General features: G+C 70.6%; 19 protein-coding genes. 14 read left to right on the top strand and 5 right to left on the bottom strand.

Translation table 11 applies throughout. The annotated features are described in order from the left end of the window. Window positions 1-84 precede the first annotated feature (84 nt). Window positions 85-648 carry a hypothetical protein gene (locus tag BGO91_RS10935; protein ID WP_290472793.1) on the top strand — a complete coding sequence of 188 codons (564 nt, stop codon included), beginning with the start codon at window positions 85-87 and terminating at the stop codon, window positions 646-648. A gap of 758 nt (window positions 649-1,406) precedes the next feature. Here BGO91_RS10935 and BGO91_RS10930 read toward each other — a convergent pair. Beyond that, entirely contained in the window at window positions 1,407-1,952 is a 546-nt protein-coding gene (locus BGO91_RS10930; protein WP_290472792.1) for a hypothetical protein, read from the bottom strand. A 135-nt stretch (window positions 1,953-2,087) separates the two neighbouring features. On the opposite strand from BGO91_RS10930, the gene BGO91_RS10925 reads away from it, so the two are divergent. From BGO91_RS10925 to BGO91_RS10905, 5 genes are all read left to right on the top strand, one after another. Further along, a complete protein-coding gene (locus BGO91_RS10925) occupies window positions 2,088-2,696 on the top strand; it encodes a sigma-70 family RNA polymerase sigma factor (protein ID WP_290472791.1) in 609 nt (202 codons plus the stop codon). Continuing rightward, window positions 2,693-3,199: a hypothetical protein gene (locus BGO91_RS10920; protein WP_290472790.1), complete on the top strand. Its 507-nt coding sequence runs from the start codon at window positions 2,693-2,695 to the stop codon at window positions 3,197-3,199. Before BGO91_RS10925 ends, BGO91_RS10920 begins: the two co-directional genes overlap by 4 nt. Window positions 3,200-3,937: 738 nt before the next feature. Then, entirely contained in the window at window positions 3,938-4,402 is a 465-nt protein-coding gene (locus BGO91_RS10915; RefSeq protein WP_290472789.1) for a MarR family winged helix-turn-helix transcriptional regulator, read from the top strand. Between the two features lie 91 nt (window positions 4,403-4,493). Next, window positions 4,494-6,776 (top strand): transglycosylase domain-containing protein, encoded by a 2,283-nt coding sequence (locus BGO91_RS10910; protein WP_290472788.1) that lies wholly within the window; start codon window positions 4,494-4,496, stop codon window positions 6,774-6,776. A 56-nt stretch (window positions 6,777-6,832) separates the two neighbouring features. After that, window positions 6,833-7,417, top strand: a complete 585-nt coding sequence (locus tag BGO91_RS10905) for a TetR/AcrR family transcriptional regulator (protein ID WP_290472787.1) — start codon at window positions 6,833-6,835, stop codon at window positions 7,415-7,417. A 7-nt stretch (window positions 7,418-7,424) separates the two neighbouring features. Here the strand turns inward: BGO91_RS10905 and BGO91_RS10900 are convergent, their stop codons facing one another. From BGO91_RS10900 to BGO91_RS10885, 4 genes are read right to left on the bottom strand one after another with little or no spacing between them, the layout of a single operon-like run. After that, window positions 7,425-7,865, bottom strand: a complete 441-nt coding sequence (locus tag BGO91_RS10900; protein ID WP_290472786.1) for an SRPBCC family protein — start codon at window positions 7,863-7,865, stop codon at window positions 7,425-7,427. A gap of 59 nt (window positions 7,866-7,924) precedes the next feature. Continuing rightward, window positions 7,925-9,655, bottom strand: coding sequence for an alpha-glucosidase (locus tag BGO91_RS10895; RefSeq protein WP_290472785.1), 1,731 nt, complete (start codon window positions 9,653-9,655; stop codon window positions 7,925-7,927). Window positions 9,656-9,665: 10 nt separating this feature from the next. After that, window positions 9,666-10,598, bottom strand: a complete 933-nt coding sequence (locus tag BGO91_RS10890; protein ID WP_290472784.1) for a Gfo/Idh/MocA family oxidoreductase — start codon at window positions 10,596-10,598, stop codon at window positions 9,666-9,668. Then, window positions 10,595-11,797, bottom strand: coding sequence for an ROK family transcriptional regulator (locus BGO91_RS10885; RefSeq protein ID WP_290472783.1), 1,203 nt, complete (start codon window positions 11,795-11,797; stop codon window positions 10,595-10,597). Before BGO91_RS10885 ends, BGO91_RS10890 begins: the two co-directional genes overlap by 4 nt. Window positions 11,798-11,957: 160 nt before the next feature. Between BGO91_RS10885 and BGO91_RS10880 the strand changes: the two genes are divergently transcribed. From BGO91_RS10880 to BGO91_RS10845, 8 genes are all read left to right on the top strand, one after another. Then, window positions 11,958-12,710 carry an amino acid ABC transporter ATP-binding protein gene (locus tag BGO91_RS10880; protein ID WP_290472782.1) on the top strand — a complete coding sequence of 251 codons (753 nt, stop codon included), beginning with the start codon at window positions 11,958-11,960 and terminating at the stop codon, window positions 12,708-12,710. Window positions 12,711-12,829: 119 nt separating this feature from the next. Continuing rightward, window positions 12,830-13,774 (top strand): glutamate ABC transporter substrate-binding protein, encoded by a 945-nt coding sequence (locus BGO91_RS10875; protein ID WP_290472781.1) that lies wholly within the window; start codon window positions 12,830-12,832, stop codon window positions 13,772-13,774. A gap of 66 nt (window positions 13,775-13,840) precedes the next feature. Further along, complete coding sequence (locus BGO91_RS10870) at window positions 13,841-14,485, top strand: amino acid ABC transporter permease (RefSeq protein WP_290472780.1); 645 nt, start codon at window positions 13,841-13,843, stop codon at window positions 14,483-14,485. After that, window positions 14,482-15,417 carry an amino acid ABC transporter permease gene (locus tag BGO91_RS10865; protein ID WP_290472779.1) on the top strand — a complete coding sequence of 312 codons (936 nt, stop codon included), beginning with the start codon at window positions 14,482-14,484 and terminating at the stop codon, window positions 15,415-15,417. The genes BGO91_RS10870 and BGO91_RS10865 overlap by 4 nt, the downstream gene beginning before the upstream one ends. Continuing rightward, on the top strand, window positions 15,410-16,408 hold the full coding sequence (locus BGO91_RS10860; protein ID WP_290472778.1) for an asparaginase: 999 nt from the start codon (window positions 15,410-15,412) through the stop codon (window positions 16,406-16,408). The genes BGO91_RS10865 and BGO91_RS10860 overlap by 8 nt, the downstream gene beginning before the upstream one ends. Beyond that, entirely contained in the window at window positions 16,405-17,145 is a 741-nt protein-coding gene (locus BGO91_RS10855; protein ID WP_290472777.1) for a copper homeostasis protein CutC, read from the top strand. The genes BGO91_RS10860 and BGO91_RS10855 overlap by 4 nt, the downstream gene beginning before the upstream one ends. Next, window positions 17,142-18,035, top strand: a complete 894-nt coding sequence (locus tag BGO91_RS10850) for an ROK family protein (RefSeq protein WP_290472776.1) — start codon at window positions 17,142-17,144, stop codon at window positions 18,033-18,035. The genes BGO91_RS10855 and BGO91_RS10850 overlap by 4 nt, the downstream gene beginning before the upstream one ends. Window positions 18,036-18,077: 42 nt before the next feature. Continuing rightward, window positions 18,078-19,550, top strand: a complete 1,473-nt coding sequence (locus BGO91_RS10845; protein WP_290472775.1) for an FUSC family protein — start codon at window positions 18,078-18,080, stop codon at window positions 19,548-19,550.

Below are 19,550 nucleotides of genomic sequence, written 5' to 3'. Positions count from 1 at the left end.
GGCGTTGGCAGCGTTGCGGCGTCCTCAGACTGGGACTCGCTTTTCAGTGATGCCGGGCTTCCTGGCCGGCTGGGCGAGTGGAGGGTGGGGGAACCCACCCTCGGCCTGCTCGAGCCGTGGATTCTGAGCGTGATGACGCAAGCCATCCGCGGGTTCGCAACGCCGGACGAGCAAGCGGTGGTCGCAGTCTGGGCCGGTCGCGGCTTCGCACAGCTGGCGGGCACCGATGCCGCGCATCCCACCAGCAGGGTGGCACTGGATGAGCGCTTCATTCAGCTCGATCGTGCGCGGAGCGTGACCCGAGATCCCGAGCTAGGCCTGGCCTCCAGTGGCCCCTCGTCACTGCTAACCGGCCATCTGTTCACCACTGGTTGGCGTGACTACGTGTTGGGCTCAACGACGATGACTGCACTGAGTAGTGCGGACTGGCCCGCACAATCCGGTCTGGGATGGACCGCTTCCCGGGACGGCCTGATGCCGCAGCTGTACTGGTCGACCGATCACACCTGGGCTATCGGGACGGAGATCGACGCGAACTTCACGCTTGTCGGAGGCGCCGCAGAATTGATCCGAGAACTGCACGCCATAGAAACCATTGAATCATTCGTCATATCGGACCCCGACGATCCACTTCTCACGGCCTGGTGAGGGACGTCTTTCGCGGCTGGCCCGCCGCATCTGGCGCACGGCCCGCCGCGCATCAGAAGCGTCACCACAGGCTGACAGCCATTCGGTTGAAACCGCGGCTTCTGCGCGCTGTCGACATGATGAATCAAGCACCCTGATGGGAAGTAGGGGGATTCGCTCAGTCGTCGGATCGAGCAAGCGCACCGTATACAACTCCCAGTCGCTTCGAGTGAAGACGATCTGGCACGAAACAGAAATAGCAGCAGTCGGGGGCGCCAGGCGCCCACGTCTCACGGAGCACTCGAAATGCGATCCTCTCGCGTTCTTCGGTGCGGCTGCGGACCAGCCCGTACAAAGTTGCCGATTTAGCAGCACCGCCCGAGCTAACCCGTGCCAATCGGACGGATCTACCGTCAAACTGCAGCTCACTCCTGAAGCAAAACCATAGCCTCGGGCAGCGTTGCCACCGCAACGAGTGAGAACTTGACAAGTCAAGTTCGAAAAAGCCGGATTACTCGAGAATCGATAGAGCACCTGTCGATTCTCAGGCGGAGTGGCCAATGACGCCGACCTGACCAGGGATTTGTCCGGACCGACGGTGTAACCGCCGGTCCGGGCGTCTCAGATAAGTCGGCCGCTCCGCGAAGCCTATTTCTTCACCCTCGTCGAGATCGAGCGGAACGGGTGCTCTTGCCCGTTGCCAGCTGCGAGGCCGCGATGTGGCGCGCGACCTCGCAGCCGATCGGGTTACTTCATGGTCACGGAGTTGGCCTGGTCGTTCATTGCGCCGAGGTTGGCGGCGTTGACGGCGTAACCGTATGCGGCGCCGGTGTAGTTGGTTCCCTGCCACACCTTCGTGGTGCAGTTGGAGAAGCTCTTGAAGGAGCTGACCCGACCCGACCAGCCCACGTTGCCGAGGGGCCGTAGTACCAGGTGGTGCTGCCGTTGCAGGCGGCGGAATTGGTGATCTGGAAGAACGACCCGCCGTAGTTGGCGTCGTCGTAGAGCTGGCTCTGCACGAACGTGGCCTGCACCCCGGCAGGAGCCAGAGCGGTGGCCGCGGTGGCTCCTCGGGCGCCGCTGGGTGCGACGACCTGGAGATGAGCCTGCTCGAGGACGGCCGCGTTCAGGTCCTGCCCGGCGTCAACGCACACCAGGGATTTCGTGCCGAGGTCGTACGAACACGATTGGACGGGTGCGGCCGCGGCGTCAGCGGTGGTTGCGTTTGCGGCGCTGCCGACCGACACGAAGCCGATCGAGAGGGCGGCGACGCCGAGTGCCGATGCCAGAAAACGGCGCGCGCGAGTAGAGGTTTTGATTGCCATTTGACTTCTCCCCAGAAGTACATACACCCGGCCCGATGTCAGGCAGGGTCAGTCTGTCGGCGCATCGCCAGAGCCGCAAGAGCCGAATACGCGATCTCGTTGAGAGGATTCGGCGGGGAGGCACATTTCCTAGGTATGAGAGACCAGACCGAGACGAGTCCCGAGACGGGGGTGCTATCGCGATCCGAACAGTCGGACCGCGACTTGCTGCGCGCCCTCGTCGAGGGTCGCCGCGGCGCTCTCGCGACGCTCTACGACCGGCACAGCCGCGTCGTCTACGCATACACAGCCGCCCGCCTCGAGGGTCGAGAGGACATCGAGGAGATCAGCCAGGACGCGTTCGTCACCCTGTGGCGCAAACGGTCCACGATCACGATCGCGGGAGACTCGCTCCTGCCCTGGCTACTCGTCACCAGCCGCAACCTGATCGCCAACCGGCGCCGCTCCCTGCTGGCCGCAGGGAAACGACGCGCCAGTGCCGCGGTCGATGAAGCGACGCCAGATTCGAAACCCGGCCCGGACGAGCTCGTCGAGAGAGACCAGCTGCTCGCCTACGTCGAGGCAGCGGCCTCCGCCCTTCCGGAGCCAGACCGGACCGTGTTCGAACTCTGTATCCGCGGCGACCACAGCTACGAGGACGCCGCCGCACAGGCCGGCATCACCCCCGGCGCTGTCCGCAACCGGCTCTCCCGGCTGCGCGCCCGCCTCCGCAACGAACTCCACACGCTCAGGGGGACACCATGACCCACCACGACCTGCTACCCAACGACGAGCGCTTCGACCAGATCAAGCACCGTATCCTCGACACGATTGGCGACGATGACCGCCGCCGCACCCGCAAGCACCGCCTGATCGCCCTTGGCATCGCTGGGAGCCTGGCATTGGGCACCACGGCCGGCGCCGTCGCGATCGCCCAGGCGCCGCAGGGCCAGATCAACTATGTCGCCGACTGCTACGCCAGCACCGATCTCGGCGCCCGCCACGCCACCTCCGCATACCTGCCCGGGGATCAGAGCGCGAAGACCCCTACCCCCCTTCAGCAACGCATCAGCTTGGCCGAAGATATGTGCGCGGCGACCTGGCGCATCGGCACCTTCTCACCAGGCGGCTCCACCGCCGACCAGGACTTCCCTGTCCCCAACCTGGAGACCTGCCAGCTGCCCGACGGACGCCTGGCCGTCTTCCCCTCCGAGCTGGCCGCGAACGAGCTGTGCTCGCAACTCGGCCTGACACGCCCGCACGAATGAACAAGTAGAACATCCGTGCGGCTAGAGGCGGTGCCCGCCGCCTTCGCGCCTGGGGAGAGGCAGCGGCGGGCACCTACCGACCCGAGGCAATCAGAACCGGGACCGGCTGCACACAAGTGTGACATCCACCCCGAAAGGAGACCCGCCCATGAGCACGATCGACCCCGCCGCCATCGAACTCCCACCCACGCAGCCCATCGACATGACAGCGCTCCTCGTCAAGGCTCTCCCGGCCAACCCAACCTGACCTGACCTGACCTGACCTGACCTGACCTGACCTGACCTGACATGATCGGGACCGCGGCCACTCCGATCGAGTCGTTCTTCGAGAGGGGCAGGAGTCTGATGAGGCGCACCGTTGCCACCACAACGAGAACGTGGCCAACGTGGTGAGAACTTTGACAAGCCAAGTGGGAACTGGCCACGTCACTCGAGAATCGACACACACCCATAGCGAACTCGCAGCAAAAATAACGACTTGATAACTAGATCCCGTTACCTCTTCGTTATATAGTTCAAGAGCAATGGTTGTTTGCTGTGGCAGCCATCGCGGAATGTGATTGCAGGACACTCTTGGTGCAAGGGAGAGGGCCGGCCGCTAGCCTCTGCGGCCGGCCCTCAATCTGTCCCGGCGCCGCGATCTCCCGCCTCTCCCGTGCTGGCACGGATGGCCCTGTCGGCGGATGATGAGAAGATGCGAATGCATTGAGACGCGTTCGATCTTGGGAGGCAGGCGTCATGAGCAGCAGCGCCACCGGAACGGCTCCGGCCCGACACCGCATCAACGCCGTCTCGGCGTGGGAGTCGCTGTTCCGGGCGCAGGTGTCGGTCATGCGGTCGCTCGCCGCCGAGTTCCCCACGAAGGACATCTCGTTCAACGAGTACGACGTGCTCTTCAACCTCTCGCGCCAGCCCGACCGGCGGCTCCGCCTGCGGGAGCTGAACAAGCACGTCCTCCTCACGCAGCCCAGCGTCAGCCGCCTCGTCGACCGCCTGGTCGCGCGCGGGCTCGTCGCCAAGTGCCCCGACCCGGTCGACGCGCGCGGCACCCTCATCATGCTGACCGACACCGGGTTCGACATGTTCCGCAGCGTGGCCGTCGAGCACATGAAGACCATCACCGACCGGGTGGGCGGCCGCCTCGACCCGGACGAGCTGGAGACGCTCGCCGCGCTCTGCGACAAACTCCGCGGCGCGGCCTGACCTCATCCACAGGCGCGCCTCCGGGTCGACTCTCCCCAAACTGAGCGTCGCCCCCGGGAAGGTCCTGCATCCTCCGCGTATCATGACGCCCATGGCCTCGACGACACGCAGAAGATGGAAATGGGCGCCTGCGCTCGTCGGATTCGTCGCGCTGAGCGGCATCGCGGGGATCCTCGCCGCCGCAGCCGTCACACCGGCCGTCGCCCTCACCGGCTCGGCCGCCGACTCCACCATCGACGTGTTCGACGGCCTCCCCGAGTACATCAAGGTCGAGCCCCTCGCCCAGGCGTCCACCATGTACGCCACCTCCAACGGCCAGCAGGTGCCGATCGCCACCTTCTACTCGCAGAACCGCGTCGAAGTCGGCTGGGATGCGATCTCGCAGAACCTCAAAGACGCGGCGATCGCCACGGAGGACCCGCGCTTCTACGAGCACGGAGGCATCGACGTGACGGGCACGCTGCGCGGCGCGGTGCTGACCGCGCTGCACAAGTCGGTCCAGGGCGGATCGTCGATCACGCAGCAGTACGTGAAGAACATCCTCGTGCAGCGCTGCGAGAACAAGCAGCCCGACCTGACAGCGACGGCCGAGGTGCAGAAGAAGCAACTCGCCGCCTACAACGCCTGCTACAACGACGCCACCGAGGTCGACCCGGTGCGCAAGCTCAAGGAGATGCGCTACTCCATCGGTCTCGAGAAGGAGTACTCGAAGAACGACATCCTGCAGAGCTACCTGAACATCGCGCTCTTCGGCGGCCGGGTCTACGGCGTGCAGTCGGCGGCCTCGTACTACTTCGGCGTCTCCGCGAAGGACGTGAACCTGCAGCAGGCGGCGACGCTCATCGCCATCCTGAACAACCCGGACAACCTGCGCATCGACCAGCCGGACAGCAAGGAGAACGGCGCGGCCAACGGCTACAAAGAGACGCTCGACCGCCGCAACTACGTGCTCGACCGCATGCTCGTCAACGGCAAGATCACCAAGGAGGAGCACGACGCCGCCCGCGCCACTCCCGTCGAGCCGAAGATCACGCCCGTCCAGAACGGCTGCATGACCGCCCAGCAGTACAACGCGGCCTTCTTCTGCGACTACGTCGAGCGGACGATCGAGCAGAATCCGACCTTCGGCAAGACCGACGACGAGCGCTCCAGCTTCCTCACCCGCGGCGGCCTGAAGATCTACACGACGCTCAACCTCGACCTGCAGAACCAGGCCCAGTCGGCGCTCAGCGCGTACATCCCCCCGACGAGCCCCCATCTCGACCTCGGCTCGTCCAACGTGGCGGTCGAGGTCGGCACCGGCCGGGTGATCACGATGGTGCAGAACAGACCGTACGACAACACGGCCCAACCGGCGCCCGGGACGACGGCGGTCAATTACAACACCGACAGCGACATGGGCGGGTCCCAGGGCTTCCAGACCGGATCGTCATACAAGGCGTTCGACCTGCTCGAGTGGCTGCAGGAGGGCCACTCGCTCTACCAGACGGTGAGCGGCACCCAGCACAGCTTCCCGCAGAGCGCGTTCCACGAGAGCGATCCGTGCAGTGACATCGGCGGGGCGCCCTGGAACGTCTCGAACGACGAGGGGGAGACGGTCGGCAGCACCACCGTGATGAACGCCACCGCCCAGTCGATCAACACGATCTTCGCCAAGATGGCGACCCAGCTCGACCTCTGCGGCATCAAGGAGCGGGCGCAGGACCTGCTCGTCCACGGCGCGGACGAGTCGATCAACCGCTTCATGGCGAACCCGTCCTCCGTGCTCGGCACCAACTACATCGCCCCGCTGACGATGGCGACCGCGTACGCGGGCATCGCCAACAACGGCGTCGCCTGCAGCCCGGTGGCCATCGACAAGATCGTGGACGCCGACGGGAGCGAGCACGCCGTGCCCAAGACGCAGTGCTCGACCACCCCGATCGACCCGGGCGTCGCGGCGGCCGCCATCTACGCCCTCCAGGGCGTGCTGCGCGGCGGCGGCACGGCCTCGTCGGCCAACCCGGGCGACGGCATCCCGATCTTCGGCAAGACCGGCACGACCGACGACTCCCTCGAGAACTGGCTCGTGACGTCGACCACCAAGACGGCGCAGGCGACCTGGGTCGGCAACGTGTCGGGCGACGTCGCGCTCCGCAGCCAGAGCTTCAACGGCGTCGGCGGCGGCAACGTGAAGTTCTCGATCGTGAAGCCGATCGTGGCGGCGCTCAACGCGGCCTACGGCGGCAGCGCCTTCCCGACTCCTCCGTCGAAGTACCTGTCGTCCGGCACCGCGCCCAAGCAGACGACCCCGACCACACCGGCGCAGCCCGGGACCGGGACCGGCCCCGGCACCGGCACCGGAACCGGGGCGAACCCGCCTGGCCGAGGGTGACAGGATCCGCAGGATTGACCCCCCGCAAATGACGAAAACTCCGTTATCGTTAGCGCGTGGGACGCACACCTGATCCGACACGGAAACCGGAGCTCCTCAGCCGCATCATGGAACACGTGGCGACCGAGCCGCTCTCCCGCATGACCTTCCGCAGCCTCGCGAACGCCCTCGGCGTGAGCACGTACTCGTTCGTCTACCATTTCGGCTCCCGCCAGGAGATGATCGACGCCATCCTCGAGGAGGGCGTCCGCCAGCAGAACGAGTCGCAGACCGGGGTCGACGTCACCGCCTTCGACCGCGAGCAGTTCCGCGATTGGTACCGCCAGGCATTCCGGCACTCGCTGCGCGAGGCCAACCGCACCGGGCTGCGCCTGCAGTTCGAGGCGGGCGTGCTCGAGCCGATCGAGCCCGACCTGGGCAAGCGCATCACCACCGCGTTCACCGCGTGGCGCGAGACGGTGCGCTCCTGGCTCAAGAAGCAGGGTGTGGAGGGCCGGCGCGCGGGCGTGCTCGCCCACTGGCTCGTCGACTCGGCCGCCGGGCTGCAGTTCGGCTACCTGCTCGCCGGCGATCGCGCCGCGACCGTCTCGGCGTTCGACCTCTTCCTCGACGCCTACCTGCGCGAGGCCCTCGGGGACTGAGCCCGGCTCACGCGTCGCGCTCGGCCACGGCTTTGACGCCGGCCAGCATCTGCGCCCAGTTGCGCTGCGAGTGCTCCGCGGCCTCCCGCGTCGGGTTGTTGTCCTGGTCGAGGGTCACCCTGGTGCCGCCGGCCGTCTCCTCCAGCTCGAAGCGGAGGGTGTGATAGTTATCCGGCTCGTCCGGCAGGCCGGTCAGCGGGCTGAAATGCGTCAGGACGATGCGCCACGGCTCCTCGCGGTCCTCGAGCTCGATGACGCGGCCGTGATCCTCGAACGACCGGCCCTCCCACTCGCCGCTCCAGGTGATCGGCGAGCCGAGCCGCCAGTCGGAGCGCACCTCGGCGCCGAACATGATCTCGGGATGCGCGCCGTTCGACGTCAGCACCCGCCACACCGTCCGGCGCGGCGCCCGCACCGTCGCTTCCGCCCGTGCCACGAAGTCGCCCATGATCGCCTCCCGCGTCTCGCGGCCATCACACACCCGGAGCGATCCGGCGCGCAAGCCCGTCAGCGCTGCAGGACCACGGCCTCCCACGGGCCGAGCACCCCCGACAGCCCGGCCGTGCCCGTGCCGGTGCCGGTGCCGGTGCCGGTGCCGGTGCCGCCGGACGCGAGCACGACCTCCGCGGCGTCCCACCCCGGGAGCGCCGCCAGGTCGTACTCGGCGGTGCGGCCGGTCAGGTTCGCCAGCACGAGCAGAGCCTCGCCGTCGAGCTCGCGGACGTAGCCGAAGACCTGCTCGTGCTCGGGGAGCACCAGCTCGAAGCCACCCGCCGAGACGAGGCGCGACCGGTGCCGGAGGTCGATCAGGGCCCGGTAGTGGGCGAAGACCGAGCCGGCGTCGGCGCGGGCAGCGGCGGCGTTGATCTGCGAGAAGTTCGGGTTGACCGTGATCCACGGCTCCCCGGTCGTGAACCCGGCGTTCGGACCATCCGTCCACTGCATCGGGGTGCGCGCGTTGTCGCGGCTCGTCCGGCGGAGCGCGACCAGCACCTCGTCGGCGGGCTGCCCCAGCACGTCGACGGCCTCGGCGTAGTGGTTGAGGGTCTCGATGTCGCGGAAGTCGTCGATGGTGGAGAACGGGACGTTCGTCATCCCGAGCTCTTCGCCCTGGTAGACGTAGGGCGTTCCGCGCATCAGGTGCAGCACGGTGCCGAGCGCCTTCGCCGACGCGACGCGGTGCTCGCCGTCGTCGCCGAACCGGCTGACGACGCGCGGCTGGTCGTGGTTGTTCCAGTAGAGGCTGTTCCAGCCGACCTCCGCGAGGCCCTCCTGCCACTGGGCGAGATTGCGCTTCAGGTCGAGGACGCTCGCGTCGCGGTGGTCCCACTTGCCGCCGGGGCCGTGGTCGAGGTCGACGTGCTCGAACTGGAACACCATGTCCAGCTCGCCCCGGGCCGGGTCGGTGAAGCGGCGGGCCTCGGCGATGTCGACGCCGGGCATCTCGCCCACCGTCAGGTACCGGTCGTCACGGCCGGCGAACACGCGCTCGTGCATCTCGTGCAGGAACTCGTGGATGCGCGGGCCCTGCGCGAAGAACGGGTAGGCGTCGCCGTAGAGAGCGCCGGGCGGGATGACGCCGTCGGGGAGGGAGACGTCCTTCGAGAGGAAGTTGACGACATCCATCCGGAAGCCGTCGACGCCGCGGTCGAGCCACCAGTTCATCATCTCGTAGACCGCGTCGCGCACCTCCGGGTTCTCCCAGTTGAGGTCCGGCTGCTTGCGCGAGAACAGGTGCAGGTAGTACTCGCCGGTGCGCTCGTCGAGCTGCCAGGCGGACCCCGAGAAGAACGAGCCCCAGTTGGTCGGCTCGGCGCCGTGCTCCCCCGGCTGGGCGCCGTCGCGGGGACCGCGCCACCAGTACCAGTCGCGCTTGGGGTTGTCGGCGCTGGAGGCGGACTCCACGAACCACGGGTGCTCGTCGGAGGTGTGGTTGACGACCAGGTCCATGACCAGCTTGATGCCGCGCTCGTGGAGGCCCGCGAGCAGCTCGTCGAAGTCGTCGAGCGTGCCGAACAGCGGATCGATGCGCTGGTAGTCGCTGATGTCGTACCCGTTGTCGTCGTGCGGGGACGCGTAGATCGGCGACAGCCAGACGACGTCGACGCCGAGCTCCTTGAGGTGGTCGAGGTGCTGGATGATGCCGCGCAGGTCGCCGATGCCGTCCCCGTCGCTGTCCGCGAAGCTCCGCGGATAGACCTGGTACACGACCGCCGACTGCCACCACTTGTCGTTCACGCACGCCACCCTACTCGGCGAGGACCACCCGCGCGCCGGTGCGGAGCGACTCCCGCGCCGCGAGGGAGACGCGCAGGGCGTCGACCGCGGCCGCGACGGGGGCGCGCCGGGGTCGGACTCCGGACTCGACGCATCCGAGGAAGTACCGCGCCTGTTCCTCGAACGGGTCACCCGGAGCGTCGGCGAGCGCGTCGAGGCCACCGTCGCCGACGACGTCGAGCGACGTCTGGAACGGCGTGCCCGCCGGGAGGTCGGCCGTCGCGAGGATCTGGGCGATCCCGCCGTTCGCGTACTCGATCGTCACGGCGACCGGGGCGCCGAACCCGTCGCCCGGCAGCGGGAGGGCCGTGACAGCCCGGGGTGCGCCGAGCAGCGCGTTCGCCTGGTCGATGTCGTGGATGGCGAAGTCCACCACCAGTCCGCCCGACCGCTCCTCGTCCCGCAGCCAGCGGGCGTCGTCGGGCGACGACGCGGCCGACAGCCGTGTGGCGCGGACCGCGAGCGGACGACCGACGCTGCCTGCGGCCACACGCTCGAGGAGCGCGGCATAGCCGGGGAAGAACCGGACGACGTGGGCGACCATCAGGATGCCGGCCGCACGGTCGGCCGCCGCGGCGACCCGCTCCGCGTCGGCGACGGTGAGCGCGATCGGCTTCTCGAGCAGGACGTGCCGCCCGGCGGCGAGGGCGCGTACCGCGAGGTCGGCGTGGTCGGGGGTCGGCGTGCAGATCGAGACGATCGTGACCGCCGGATCGGTCAGCGCCTCGTCCAGCTCGGTGGCCCAGCGAGCCTCCGGCGCGGCGTCCAGCGCGGGTCGGCGCCGGGGCGAGACCGCCCAGCGCACGGGGACGCCGAGGCTCTCCCACGCCGTCGCGTGGGCCTGGCCCATCCGCCCCGCGCCGACGACGACCGCGGCGTGCGTCGTCGCACCGGAGCGCGTCATCGCACGGCCCGGTCGACCTGCGCCGGGTCGAACAGGGCGTCGAGCACGAGGCGCCCGGCGCCGCGGATGCCCGCCTCCTCCTTCGCCACGGTGATCGCGATGTCGAGCTGGTCGGTGATCATCGGCAGGCAGTCGGAGTAGATCGTGGAGCGCACCCCGGCGACGAAGGCTTCGGCCTCGCCCAGGATGCCGCCGAGCACGAGCCGCTGCGGGTTGAAGAAGTTCATGATGGTCGCGAGCACGCCGCCGGTGCGCAGGCCCGCCTCCCGCAGCATGAGGGTGGCGAGGGGATGCGCATCCCGCGCCAGGGCCAGGATGTCGCGGGTGTCGGCGACGTCGACCCCCTCGCGGCGCAGCGCCTGCACGATGGCGGCGCCGCCCGCGACGGCGTCGAGGCAGCCGATGCGCCCGCAGGAGCACAGGACCTCGGGGACGCCGGGGACGGTCACGTGGCTGATGTCGCCCGCCATGCCGTGGTGACCGCGGTAGACGCCGTCGAACGCGATGACGCCGCAGCCGATGCTCGACCCGGCCTTGACGAAGACGAGCTGGTCCGTGCCGCCGCCGAGGGCGGTGTGCTCGCCCAGCGCCATCAGGTTGGCGTCGTTGTCGGCCACGGCCACGAGCCCGGTGCGCGCCCGCAGCTCGGAGGCGACGTCGAGGCCGTTCCAGCCGGGCATGCGCGACGGAGACACCATGCGCCCGGTGGTGGAGTCGACGGGGCCGGGCAGCCCGATCCCGAAGCCGCGGAGTTCCTGGCCCGGTTCGGCGTACGCGACGCGCAGCTCTTCGGCGACGGCGGCGATCCAGCCGAGCACGTGGCCGGGGCCGGCCGCGATGTCCATCGTGTCGGTGCGCGAGACCAGGAGGCGGCCCGCGAGGTCGAACAGGCCGAAGGTGGCGTGGTGCGAGCCGAGATCGACGGCGAGCACCACACCGGTGCTGGGATCGACCTCCAGCGCCCGGGGCCGCCGCCCGCCGTGGGAGACGCCCTCGCCGGCTTCGCGGAGGAAGCCGGCGGCCAGGAGCGCATCCACGCGCTGGGCGACGGTGGAGGGAGAGAGGCCGGTGTGCCGGGCGATGTCCGCTCGGGAGGCCGCCCGCCCGGACCGCACGAGGTCGAGGACGCCACCCGGTCCGGACGACGACGGAAGCGCGACGGCGGCATCCGGCGGCGTGGTCCTGGTGCTGCTCGGCATCGCGCGTCCCCCTCGTCTGCGCGGTCACGGCCACGCTGCTGGTGTTGAGGATAGTGTAGCCACTTTCTTCGATTTCGATCTAACCAAAATCAAAATTGCATGAACTTTGATTACTTAGTACGCTCATCGCAATCCGACCGACGATGATGCGAGGAACACGATGGAAGCAGCGAACGCACGGCCCATGGTCAGCCTGCGCCGCGTCGAGAAGCACTTCGGCGATCTGCACGTGCTCAAGACGATCGACCTCGAGGTGGCCGCCCGCGAGGTGGTCGTGGTGGTCGGGCCGTCCGGCTCCGGCAAGTCCACGCTCTGCCGCTCGATCAACCGGCTCGAGACCATCGACAGCGGCGAGATCCTGGTCGACGGCGAGACGCTGCCCGAGGAGGGCGCGGCACTCGCACGGCTGCGGGCCGAGGTCGGCATGGTCTTCCAGTCCTTCAACCTGTTCGCCCACCGCACCGTGCTCGACAACGTCGCCCTCGCGCCCATCAAGGTGCGCGGGGTGAAGAAGGCGGCCGCCGAGCGCCAGGCCATGGAACTGCTGGACCGGGTCGGCATCGCCGAGAAGGCGAACAGCCACCCCGCCCAGCTCTCGGGAGGCCAGCAGCAGCGCGCCGCGATCGCCCGAGCCCTCGCGATGCAGCCCAAGGTGATGCTGTTCGACGAGCCCACCAGCGCCCTCGACCCCGAGATGGTCGGCGAGGTGCTGGACGTGATGACCTCCCTCGCCCGCGACGGCATGACCATGATCGTCGTCACCCACGAGATGGGCTTCGCCCGCCGGGCGGCCGACCGGGTCGTCTTCATGGATCGCGGGCAGATCGTCGAGCAGGCGACGCCCGCCGAGTTCTTCGACGCGCCCCGCTCCGAGCGGGCGCGATCGTTCCTGGCCTCCGTGCTCTCGCACTGAGTCCTCCGCACCACCCGGCTCCACCGCACCACGGTTTCACCGCTTCACCGCACCACTGGTTCCACAGCACCACCCCCACCACCGCACCACGACCCGTCCGTTCCAGAAAGGGAAGCACCATGACCCGCAGCACGACCCGCAGGAAGGCCGCCTTCGCCGGCGCCCTGCTCGCGGCCGTGACGCTCGCCGTCACCGCCTGTTCGTCCGGCTCCACCAACCTGCCCGGCTCCGGCTCGAGCTCCACGTCGTCCGCCGACGCCGTGTTCTCCGGCGCCCCCGTCGCCTCGGCCGACCTGATCATCTCGGGCTCGACGATGGAGAAGATCAAGAAGCGCGGCAAGCTCGTCGTCGCCGAGGCGCTCGACGCCCCGCTGCTCTCGCAGCAGGACCCGACCAACCCGGACTCGGTGACCGGCTTCGACGCCGACCTCGCCAAGCTCCTCGCGATCTACATCCTCGGCAAGCCGAACGTGGAGATCGTGCCGCCCGCGAGCGAGACCCGCGAGGCCATGCTGCAGAACGGCACCGTGGATGTCGTGTTCAACACGTACACGATCACCGAGGAGCGCGCGCAGCAGGTGGACTTCGCCGGCCCGTACTTCGAGTCCGGCCTCGCCGTCGCCGTCAAGAGCGACAACAAGGACATCACGAGCTCCAAAGACCTGGACGGCAAGACCGTCATCGTCGGCGCCAACACCCCGGCCGTGACCGAGGTGCCGAAGATCGCCCCGACCGCGACCGTCACCGCGTTCGCGACCGACCCGGCCGCCGTGCAGGCGCTCATCCAGGGCCGCGGCGACGCGTACGTCCAGGACTACACGCTGCTCGCGAGCGACGCCGCCAGCGAGAAGCAGATCAAGGTCGTGGGCCAGCCGTTCACCAAGGAGCCCTACGGCATCGGCCTGAAGCACGGCGACTCCGACTTCAAGTCGTTCGTCAACGACTGGCTCACCAAGATCCAGAAGGGCGGCCAGTGGGGCCAGGCGTGGAAGACCACGCTCGGCACCGTGACCGACTCGGCCATCCCCACCCCGCCGAAGATCGGCTCCGTCCCCGGCTCCTGAGCCCCCTCGGGCGGGGCCGGTGCGCCGGTCCCGCCCTCCCCCACTTCTCTCACGAGTGAGCGAGCGATGAACCCTCTGATCGACAACCTCGGGCCCCTGGTCCAGGCCCTCGGCACGACGCTGCTGATGGCGGTCGTGGCCGGGATCGGCTCGATCGTGCTCGGCGTGCTGATCACGATCGCGCGCGTGAGCCCGATCCCGATCCTGCGCACCGCGGCCTTCCTCTACGTGCAGTTCTTCATCAACGTGCCGCTGCTGGCGCTGCTGCTGCTGGCCGTCTTCGCCCTGCCGGACGCCGGCCTCCTGCTGCCGCTGACGCCCACCGCGATCATCGTGCTGACCGTGTACGAGGCCGCCTACGTGGCGGAGGCCGTCCGTTCGGGCGTGAACACCGTCCCGGTCGGGCAGGTGGAGGCGGCGCGCGCGCTCGGCTTCACCCTCGCCAAGACGCTGCGCCTCGTGGTCGTGCCCCAGGCGCTGCGCGCGGTCGTGCAGCCCATCGGCAACGTGATGATCGCCCTCGCGATGAACACCGCCCTGGCCGCCGCGGTCGGCGTCGTGGAGCTGACGGCCGAGGTCAACAAGGTGAACCTCGTCGCCGCGCAGCCCATCCTGATCTTCTCCAGCGCCGGACTCGTCTACATGGCGATCGCGCTGACCATCGGCCTGGCCGCCGGCTGGGTCGAACGAAAGGTGGCGATCGCCCGATGACCGCCCAGCTCATCCCGGACCGCCCGGCTCCGGTGCGCCCGCGCCGCCCCAAGCGGACGTATGCCGCCTCGTTCATGTACGACACCCCCGGCCCCCGCGGTCGCCGCAACATCCTCCTCGGCTCGCTGATCAGCTGCGTGGCGTTCGCGGCCATCATCGGATACGGGATCTGGCAGCTCGCCTCCCACGGCCAGTTCGCCGCCGAGCGCTGGGCGCCGTTCACCGACTGGGCGATCTGGCAGTACCTGCTTGTCGGTCTGCTCGGCACCCTCGAGGCCGCGGCCATCGTCGCCGTGCTCGGCGGCGCCCTCGGCATCGTGCTCGCCCTCGGCCGCCTCAGCCGGCTGCGCCCGGTGCGCTGGCTCTGCGGCTTCTACATCGAGGTCGCCCGCACCATCCCGGTGCTGCTGATGATCTACCTCATGCTGTTCGGCCTCCCGCAGCTCGGGATCAACCTCCCGACCCTGTGGAAGCTGGTCGTGCCGCTGACCATCGCCAACTCGGCGGTGTTCGCCGAGATCGTCCGCGCCGGCGTCCTCAGCCTGCCGCGCGGTCAGCGCGAGGCGGCGCTGAGCCTCGGGATGCGGCCGGTGCAGGCGATGCGCCACGTCGTGCTCCCCCAGGCGCTGCGGAACGTCGCACCCTCGCTGGTGACCCAGCTGGTCAGCCTCCTGAAGGACACCTCGCTGGGCTACATCGTCGCCTTCACCGAACTGCTCTACCGCGGCCAGGTGCTCGCGTCGTACCTGCACCTGCTCATCCCGACCTACGTCGCGGTGACCGTCATCTACCTCGTCGTCAACGGCAGCCTCTCGGCGCTCGCGTCCCGGCTGCAGCGCGGCTCGCGGCGCGGGTCGCGACGCCGCCCGTCGACCCAGCCGCCTCTGCCGCCCCTGCCGGCGACCCCGCACCAGGAAGAGTCCCATGCCTAGCACCACCAGCCGCCCCGGAGAGGGTCTGGCCGAGCTCGCCGCCGTCCGTCGTTCCGGGCTGATCGAGAGCCGGCACTTCGGCAGCCTCGTCGCCCTCGCCCCCGACGGCAGCACCCTGCTCGAGCTCGGCGACCCGGACGCGGTCATCCTGCCGCGCAGCACCGTCAAGCCCCTCCAAGCGCTCGCCTGCCTGACCGCAGGCGCCCCGCTCGCCGGCCCCGAGCTCGCGATCGCGGCGGGCAGCCACACCGGCGAGGACGAGCACGTGCGCGTGGTGCGCGAGCTGCTCGCCCGCGCCGGCGTCGACGACGAGGCGCTCGGCTGCCCGGTCGACCGGCCGGAGGACGAGGGCACGTTCGAGCGCCTGGTGCGCGTCGGCGAGCCGCGCGCCCGGGTGCGGATGAACTGCTCCGGCAAGCACGCCGCCATGATCCTGGCCGCCGCCACGAACGGCTGGGACGTCGCCGGCTACCTCGACCCGGCGCACCCCCTGCAGCAGCATGTCCGCGAGACCATGGCCGAGCTCACCGGCGTCCCCGTCTCCGCCGACGCGGTCGACGGCTGCGGGGCCCCGCTGTTCGGGACCACCGTGCGCGGCGTCGCCCGCGCCTTCGGCCGCCTGGTGCAGGCCGCGCCCGGCACGCCCGAGCGCGCGGTCGCGGACGCGATGCGCGCCCACCCGTTCTACGTGGGCGGCTCCGGCCACCAGAACTCCTCGCTGATGGAGGAGGTGCCCGGCGCCCTCGCCAAGGGCGGCGCCGAGGGCGTCATCGGCGTCGCCGCCGCGGACGGCACCGCCGTCTCGATGAAGATCGTCGACGGCAGCCCGCGCGCCACCACGCTCATCGCCCTGCGCGTGCTCGAGGCGCTCGGCACCTCCATCGACGGCGCCGTTTCACTGGTCGAGCTGCCCGTGCTCGGCGGCGGTGTGCCCGTCGGCCGCATCGAGATCGGCGCCGACCTGGCCGCCGCGCTGGAGCGCATCGCGTGACCGTCGTCGAGATCTGCCTCGACGATCTCGCCGGGGTGCGACGGGCGGAGGAGGCGGGCGCCGACCGCATCGAGCTCTGCTCCGCCCTCGCCACGGGAGGCCTCACCCCGTCGATCGGGACGGTGGCCGCCGCGCTCGGGCTGGCCCGCCGCATCGGTGTGAACGTGCTCATCCGCCAGCGTCCCGGCGACTTCGTCGTCGACGACGACGAGCTGGCGGCGATGGTCGCCGACATCCGGGCCGTCCGCGCCCTGGAGCGCCCGGCGGGAGTGGCGCTCGGCTTCGTCGTCGGCGCGCTGCGGCCGGACGGCACGGTGGATGCGGACGCGACGCGCGCCCTGGTGCACGCGTGCGGCGACGCTTCCGTGACCTTCCACAAGGCGTTCGACCAGACTCCCGACCGCGCCGCCGCCCTCGAGGAGCTCATCGCCCTCGGCATCGGGCGCGTGCTCACGTCGGGCGGAGCGGCGACCGCGCTCGACGGGGCCGCGGAGCTCGCGGACCTCGTCGCGCAGGCCGGCGACCGCATCGCCGTCCTCGCCGGCGGCGGCGTCCGCCCCGCGAACGTGGCCGACCTCGTGCGGCGCTCCGGCGTGCGCGAAGTGCACCTGCGGGCCGTCGAGCAGGCGCCCAGCGCCTCCCTCGTCCTGAGCGCGTACGACAGCGGACACCGCGAGGTCACCTCCTCCGCGACCGTCGCCGCCGTCGTCGACGCCGTGCGCGGGGTCGCGGCGTGAGCGGCGGTCCGCTCGCCCTCGCCGTCGACCTCGGCGGCACGGCCATGAAGGGCGCCGTCGTGTCCGAGGCCGGCGCCGTCGTCGCCGAGCTGACGCGCCCGACGCCCGCGGCGGACATCCTCGGCGCGCTCGTGACCCTGCTGCGCGATCTGCGCGACGTCGCCCCCGACGAGGTCGTCGGCGCCGGAGTCGCGACGCCGGGCATCCTCGACGAGGAGCGCGGCATCGTCCACTACGCCTCCAATCTCGACTGGCGGGAGGTGCCGCTGCTCGACATCCTGCAGTCGCAGCTCCGGCTGCCGGTCGCGGTCGGTCACGATGTGCGCGCCGCCGGGCTTGCCGAGCGCAGCCTGGGCGCGGCGCGCGGATTCGACGACTTCGCGCTGATCCCGATCGGGACGGGCGTCGCCGCGGCCCTCATCACGGCGGGCGGCACGATCACCGGCGCCACCGGCGCGGCCGGCGAGTTCGGCCACATCCCGGTCGTCCCCGACGGCGAGCCGTGCACCTGCGGCCAGCGCGGCTGCCTGGAGGTCTACATGTCCGGCGCCGGGGTGGCCCGGCGCTACGCGGAGGCGGGCGGAGACGCGCTGAGCGCCCGCACGATCGTGAGCCGCCTCGGTTCCGACCCGCTCGCCGACCGGATCTGGGACGAGGCCGTGACGGTGCTCGCCCAGGGTCTCGTGACGATGACCCTGATGCTCGACCCCGGTGTCATCGTGCTGGGCGGCGGCGTCTCGCAGGCGGGCGACGCGATGTTCGGCCCGCTCGAGCGGAAGGTGCGCGCCGGCCTCGCCTGGCGGGCGGCACCCGCGATCGTGCAGAGCGCGCTCGGCGGCGACGCCGGGCGCACCGGCGCGGGACTGCTGGCCTTCGGCGCGGCGCGCTGAACCCGGCGCGCCCCCGTCGGCGCCCGGTGGGAGGATGACCGGGTGAAGCACCTTCGGCTCGGCCTGGCGGCCCTCATCACCACGGCCGCCGCCGCAGCCGCCTGCGCGACGGTCTGGCTGGCCGTCGGCGCGTTCGCCGGACCGGCCGCCGCCGCCTCCCCCGCCGTGCTCGCCACGGTGGTCGCCCTCAGCCTCGCCCGCCGCAGCGTGTCCGGTCGCCGGGAGTTCGCCCGGTCGGCGGTCCTCCTGCCGGTGATCGGGGTCGCGGCGGCGGGAGTCGGCTGGCTGCTCGTCGTGCTGCCCGTGGTCGGCGCGCTGCTCTACATCGCCGGGATGAGCATCCCGATCTGGCTGCGGCGCTTCGGCCCGTTCGCCGCGCGGCTCGGCGCCCTCATCGCCCTGCCGCTGACGGCCGTGCTGGTCGTGCCGGTCGCTCCCGCGGACTCCGGGACCCCCGCGTGGGAGGCGGCCCTGCTGACGGCCGGTGCCGGCGCGATCGCGGTGCTCTGGGTCGCGGTGGCGCGGGAGGTGCTCGGCCTGCTGCGCGTCGGCCCGTGGCACGACGGCCGGGAGCCGCACGTTCCAGCGCCTCCGACGGCCGTGCCGCCCACCCGCGCACCCGCAGCGGCCCGGGCGTCGTCCCGCCGCCTCCCGGCGAGCACGCGCATGGCCGTCCAGATGGCGGTCGCGCTGGCGGCCGCCTTCGTCGTCGGCTGGCTGCTCTTCCCGCAGCACGCGATGTGGGTCGTGCTCACCGCGTTCATCGTCAACTCCGGCAACCGCGGCCGGGCGGATGTGCTGCACAAGAGCGCGCTGCGCGTGGCCGGTGCGATCGGGGGCACCGTGCTCGCGCTCGGTCTCGCCGGCGCCGCACCGACGGCGAGCGGTCTCGCGGCGGTGGTCGTCGTCTTCGTCGCGCTCTTCGCCGGCACCTGGCTGCGCGCGTACAGCTACGCCTTCTGGGCGCTCGCGGTGACCGTGGTCCTGACCATCCTGCAGCAGCTGTTCGGCGTCGCCCCGACGGCCGGGGAGGCGGGCGTGCTCCTGGAGCGGGTGCTCGCGATCGCGGTGGGCGCACTGCTCGGGATCGGCGCGGCCTGGTTCGTGCTGCCGGTGCGGTCGACGGACGTGCTGCGCCGGCGGCTCTCCGACCTCCTGATCGCGCTCGGCGCGGTGCTCACGGCCGGCCCCGACGAGCGGGCGCTGCGCGCGGCCGCGTTCCGCTCGGCGCTGCGGCGCGTCGAGGAGCTGGCCCCCGCCCATCGGGCGCGGCGGCGCCTCGGCGGGAGGGGCGTCCAGCCGACCGACTGCATCGACGCGGCGAGCGCACTGGGTCCCGCCCTCGACACGCGCCTCGGGGCGGAGCACGGACCCCTGTCGCCGGAGCAGCGCGAGCGGCTGCGCGACGCCCTGCGGCTGGCGCGTTCCAGCCTCGCCTCCCCGGCCGACCTCGAACGGGTGCGCTCCCGCCTGGTCGCCCTCGCATCCGCGCTCCAGGGCGGCCCGGTAGCCTGA

The sequence above is a fragment of the Leifsonia sp. 71-9 genome (assembly GCF_001898805.1).
Classification (GTDB): Bacteria; Actinomycetota; Actinomycetes; order Actinomycetales; family Microbacteriaceae; genus Leifsonia.
Note: the sequence above shows the minus strand (reverse complement) of the source record. Positions and strands in the feature narration are given on the sequence as shown.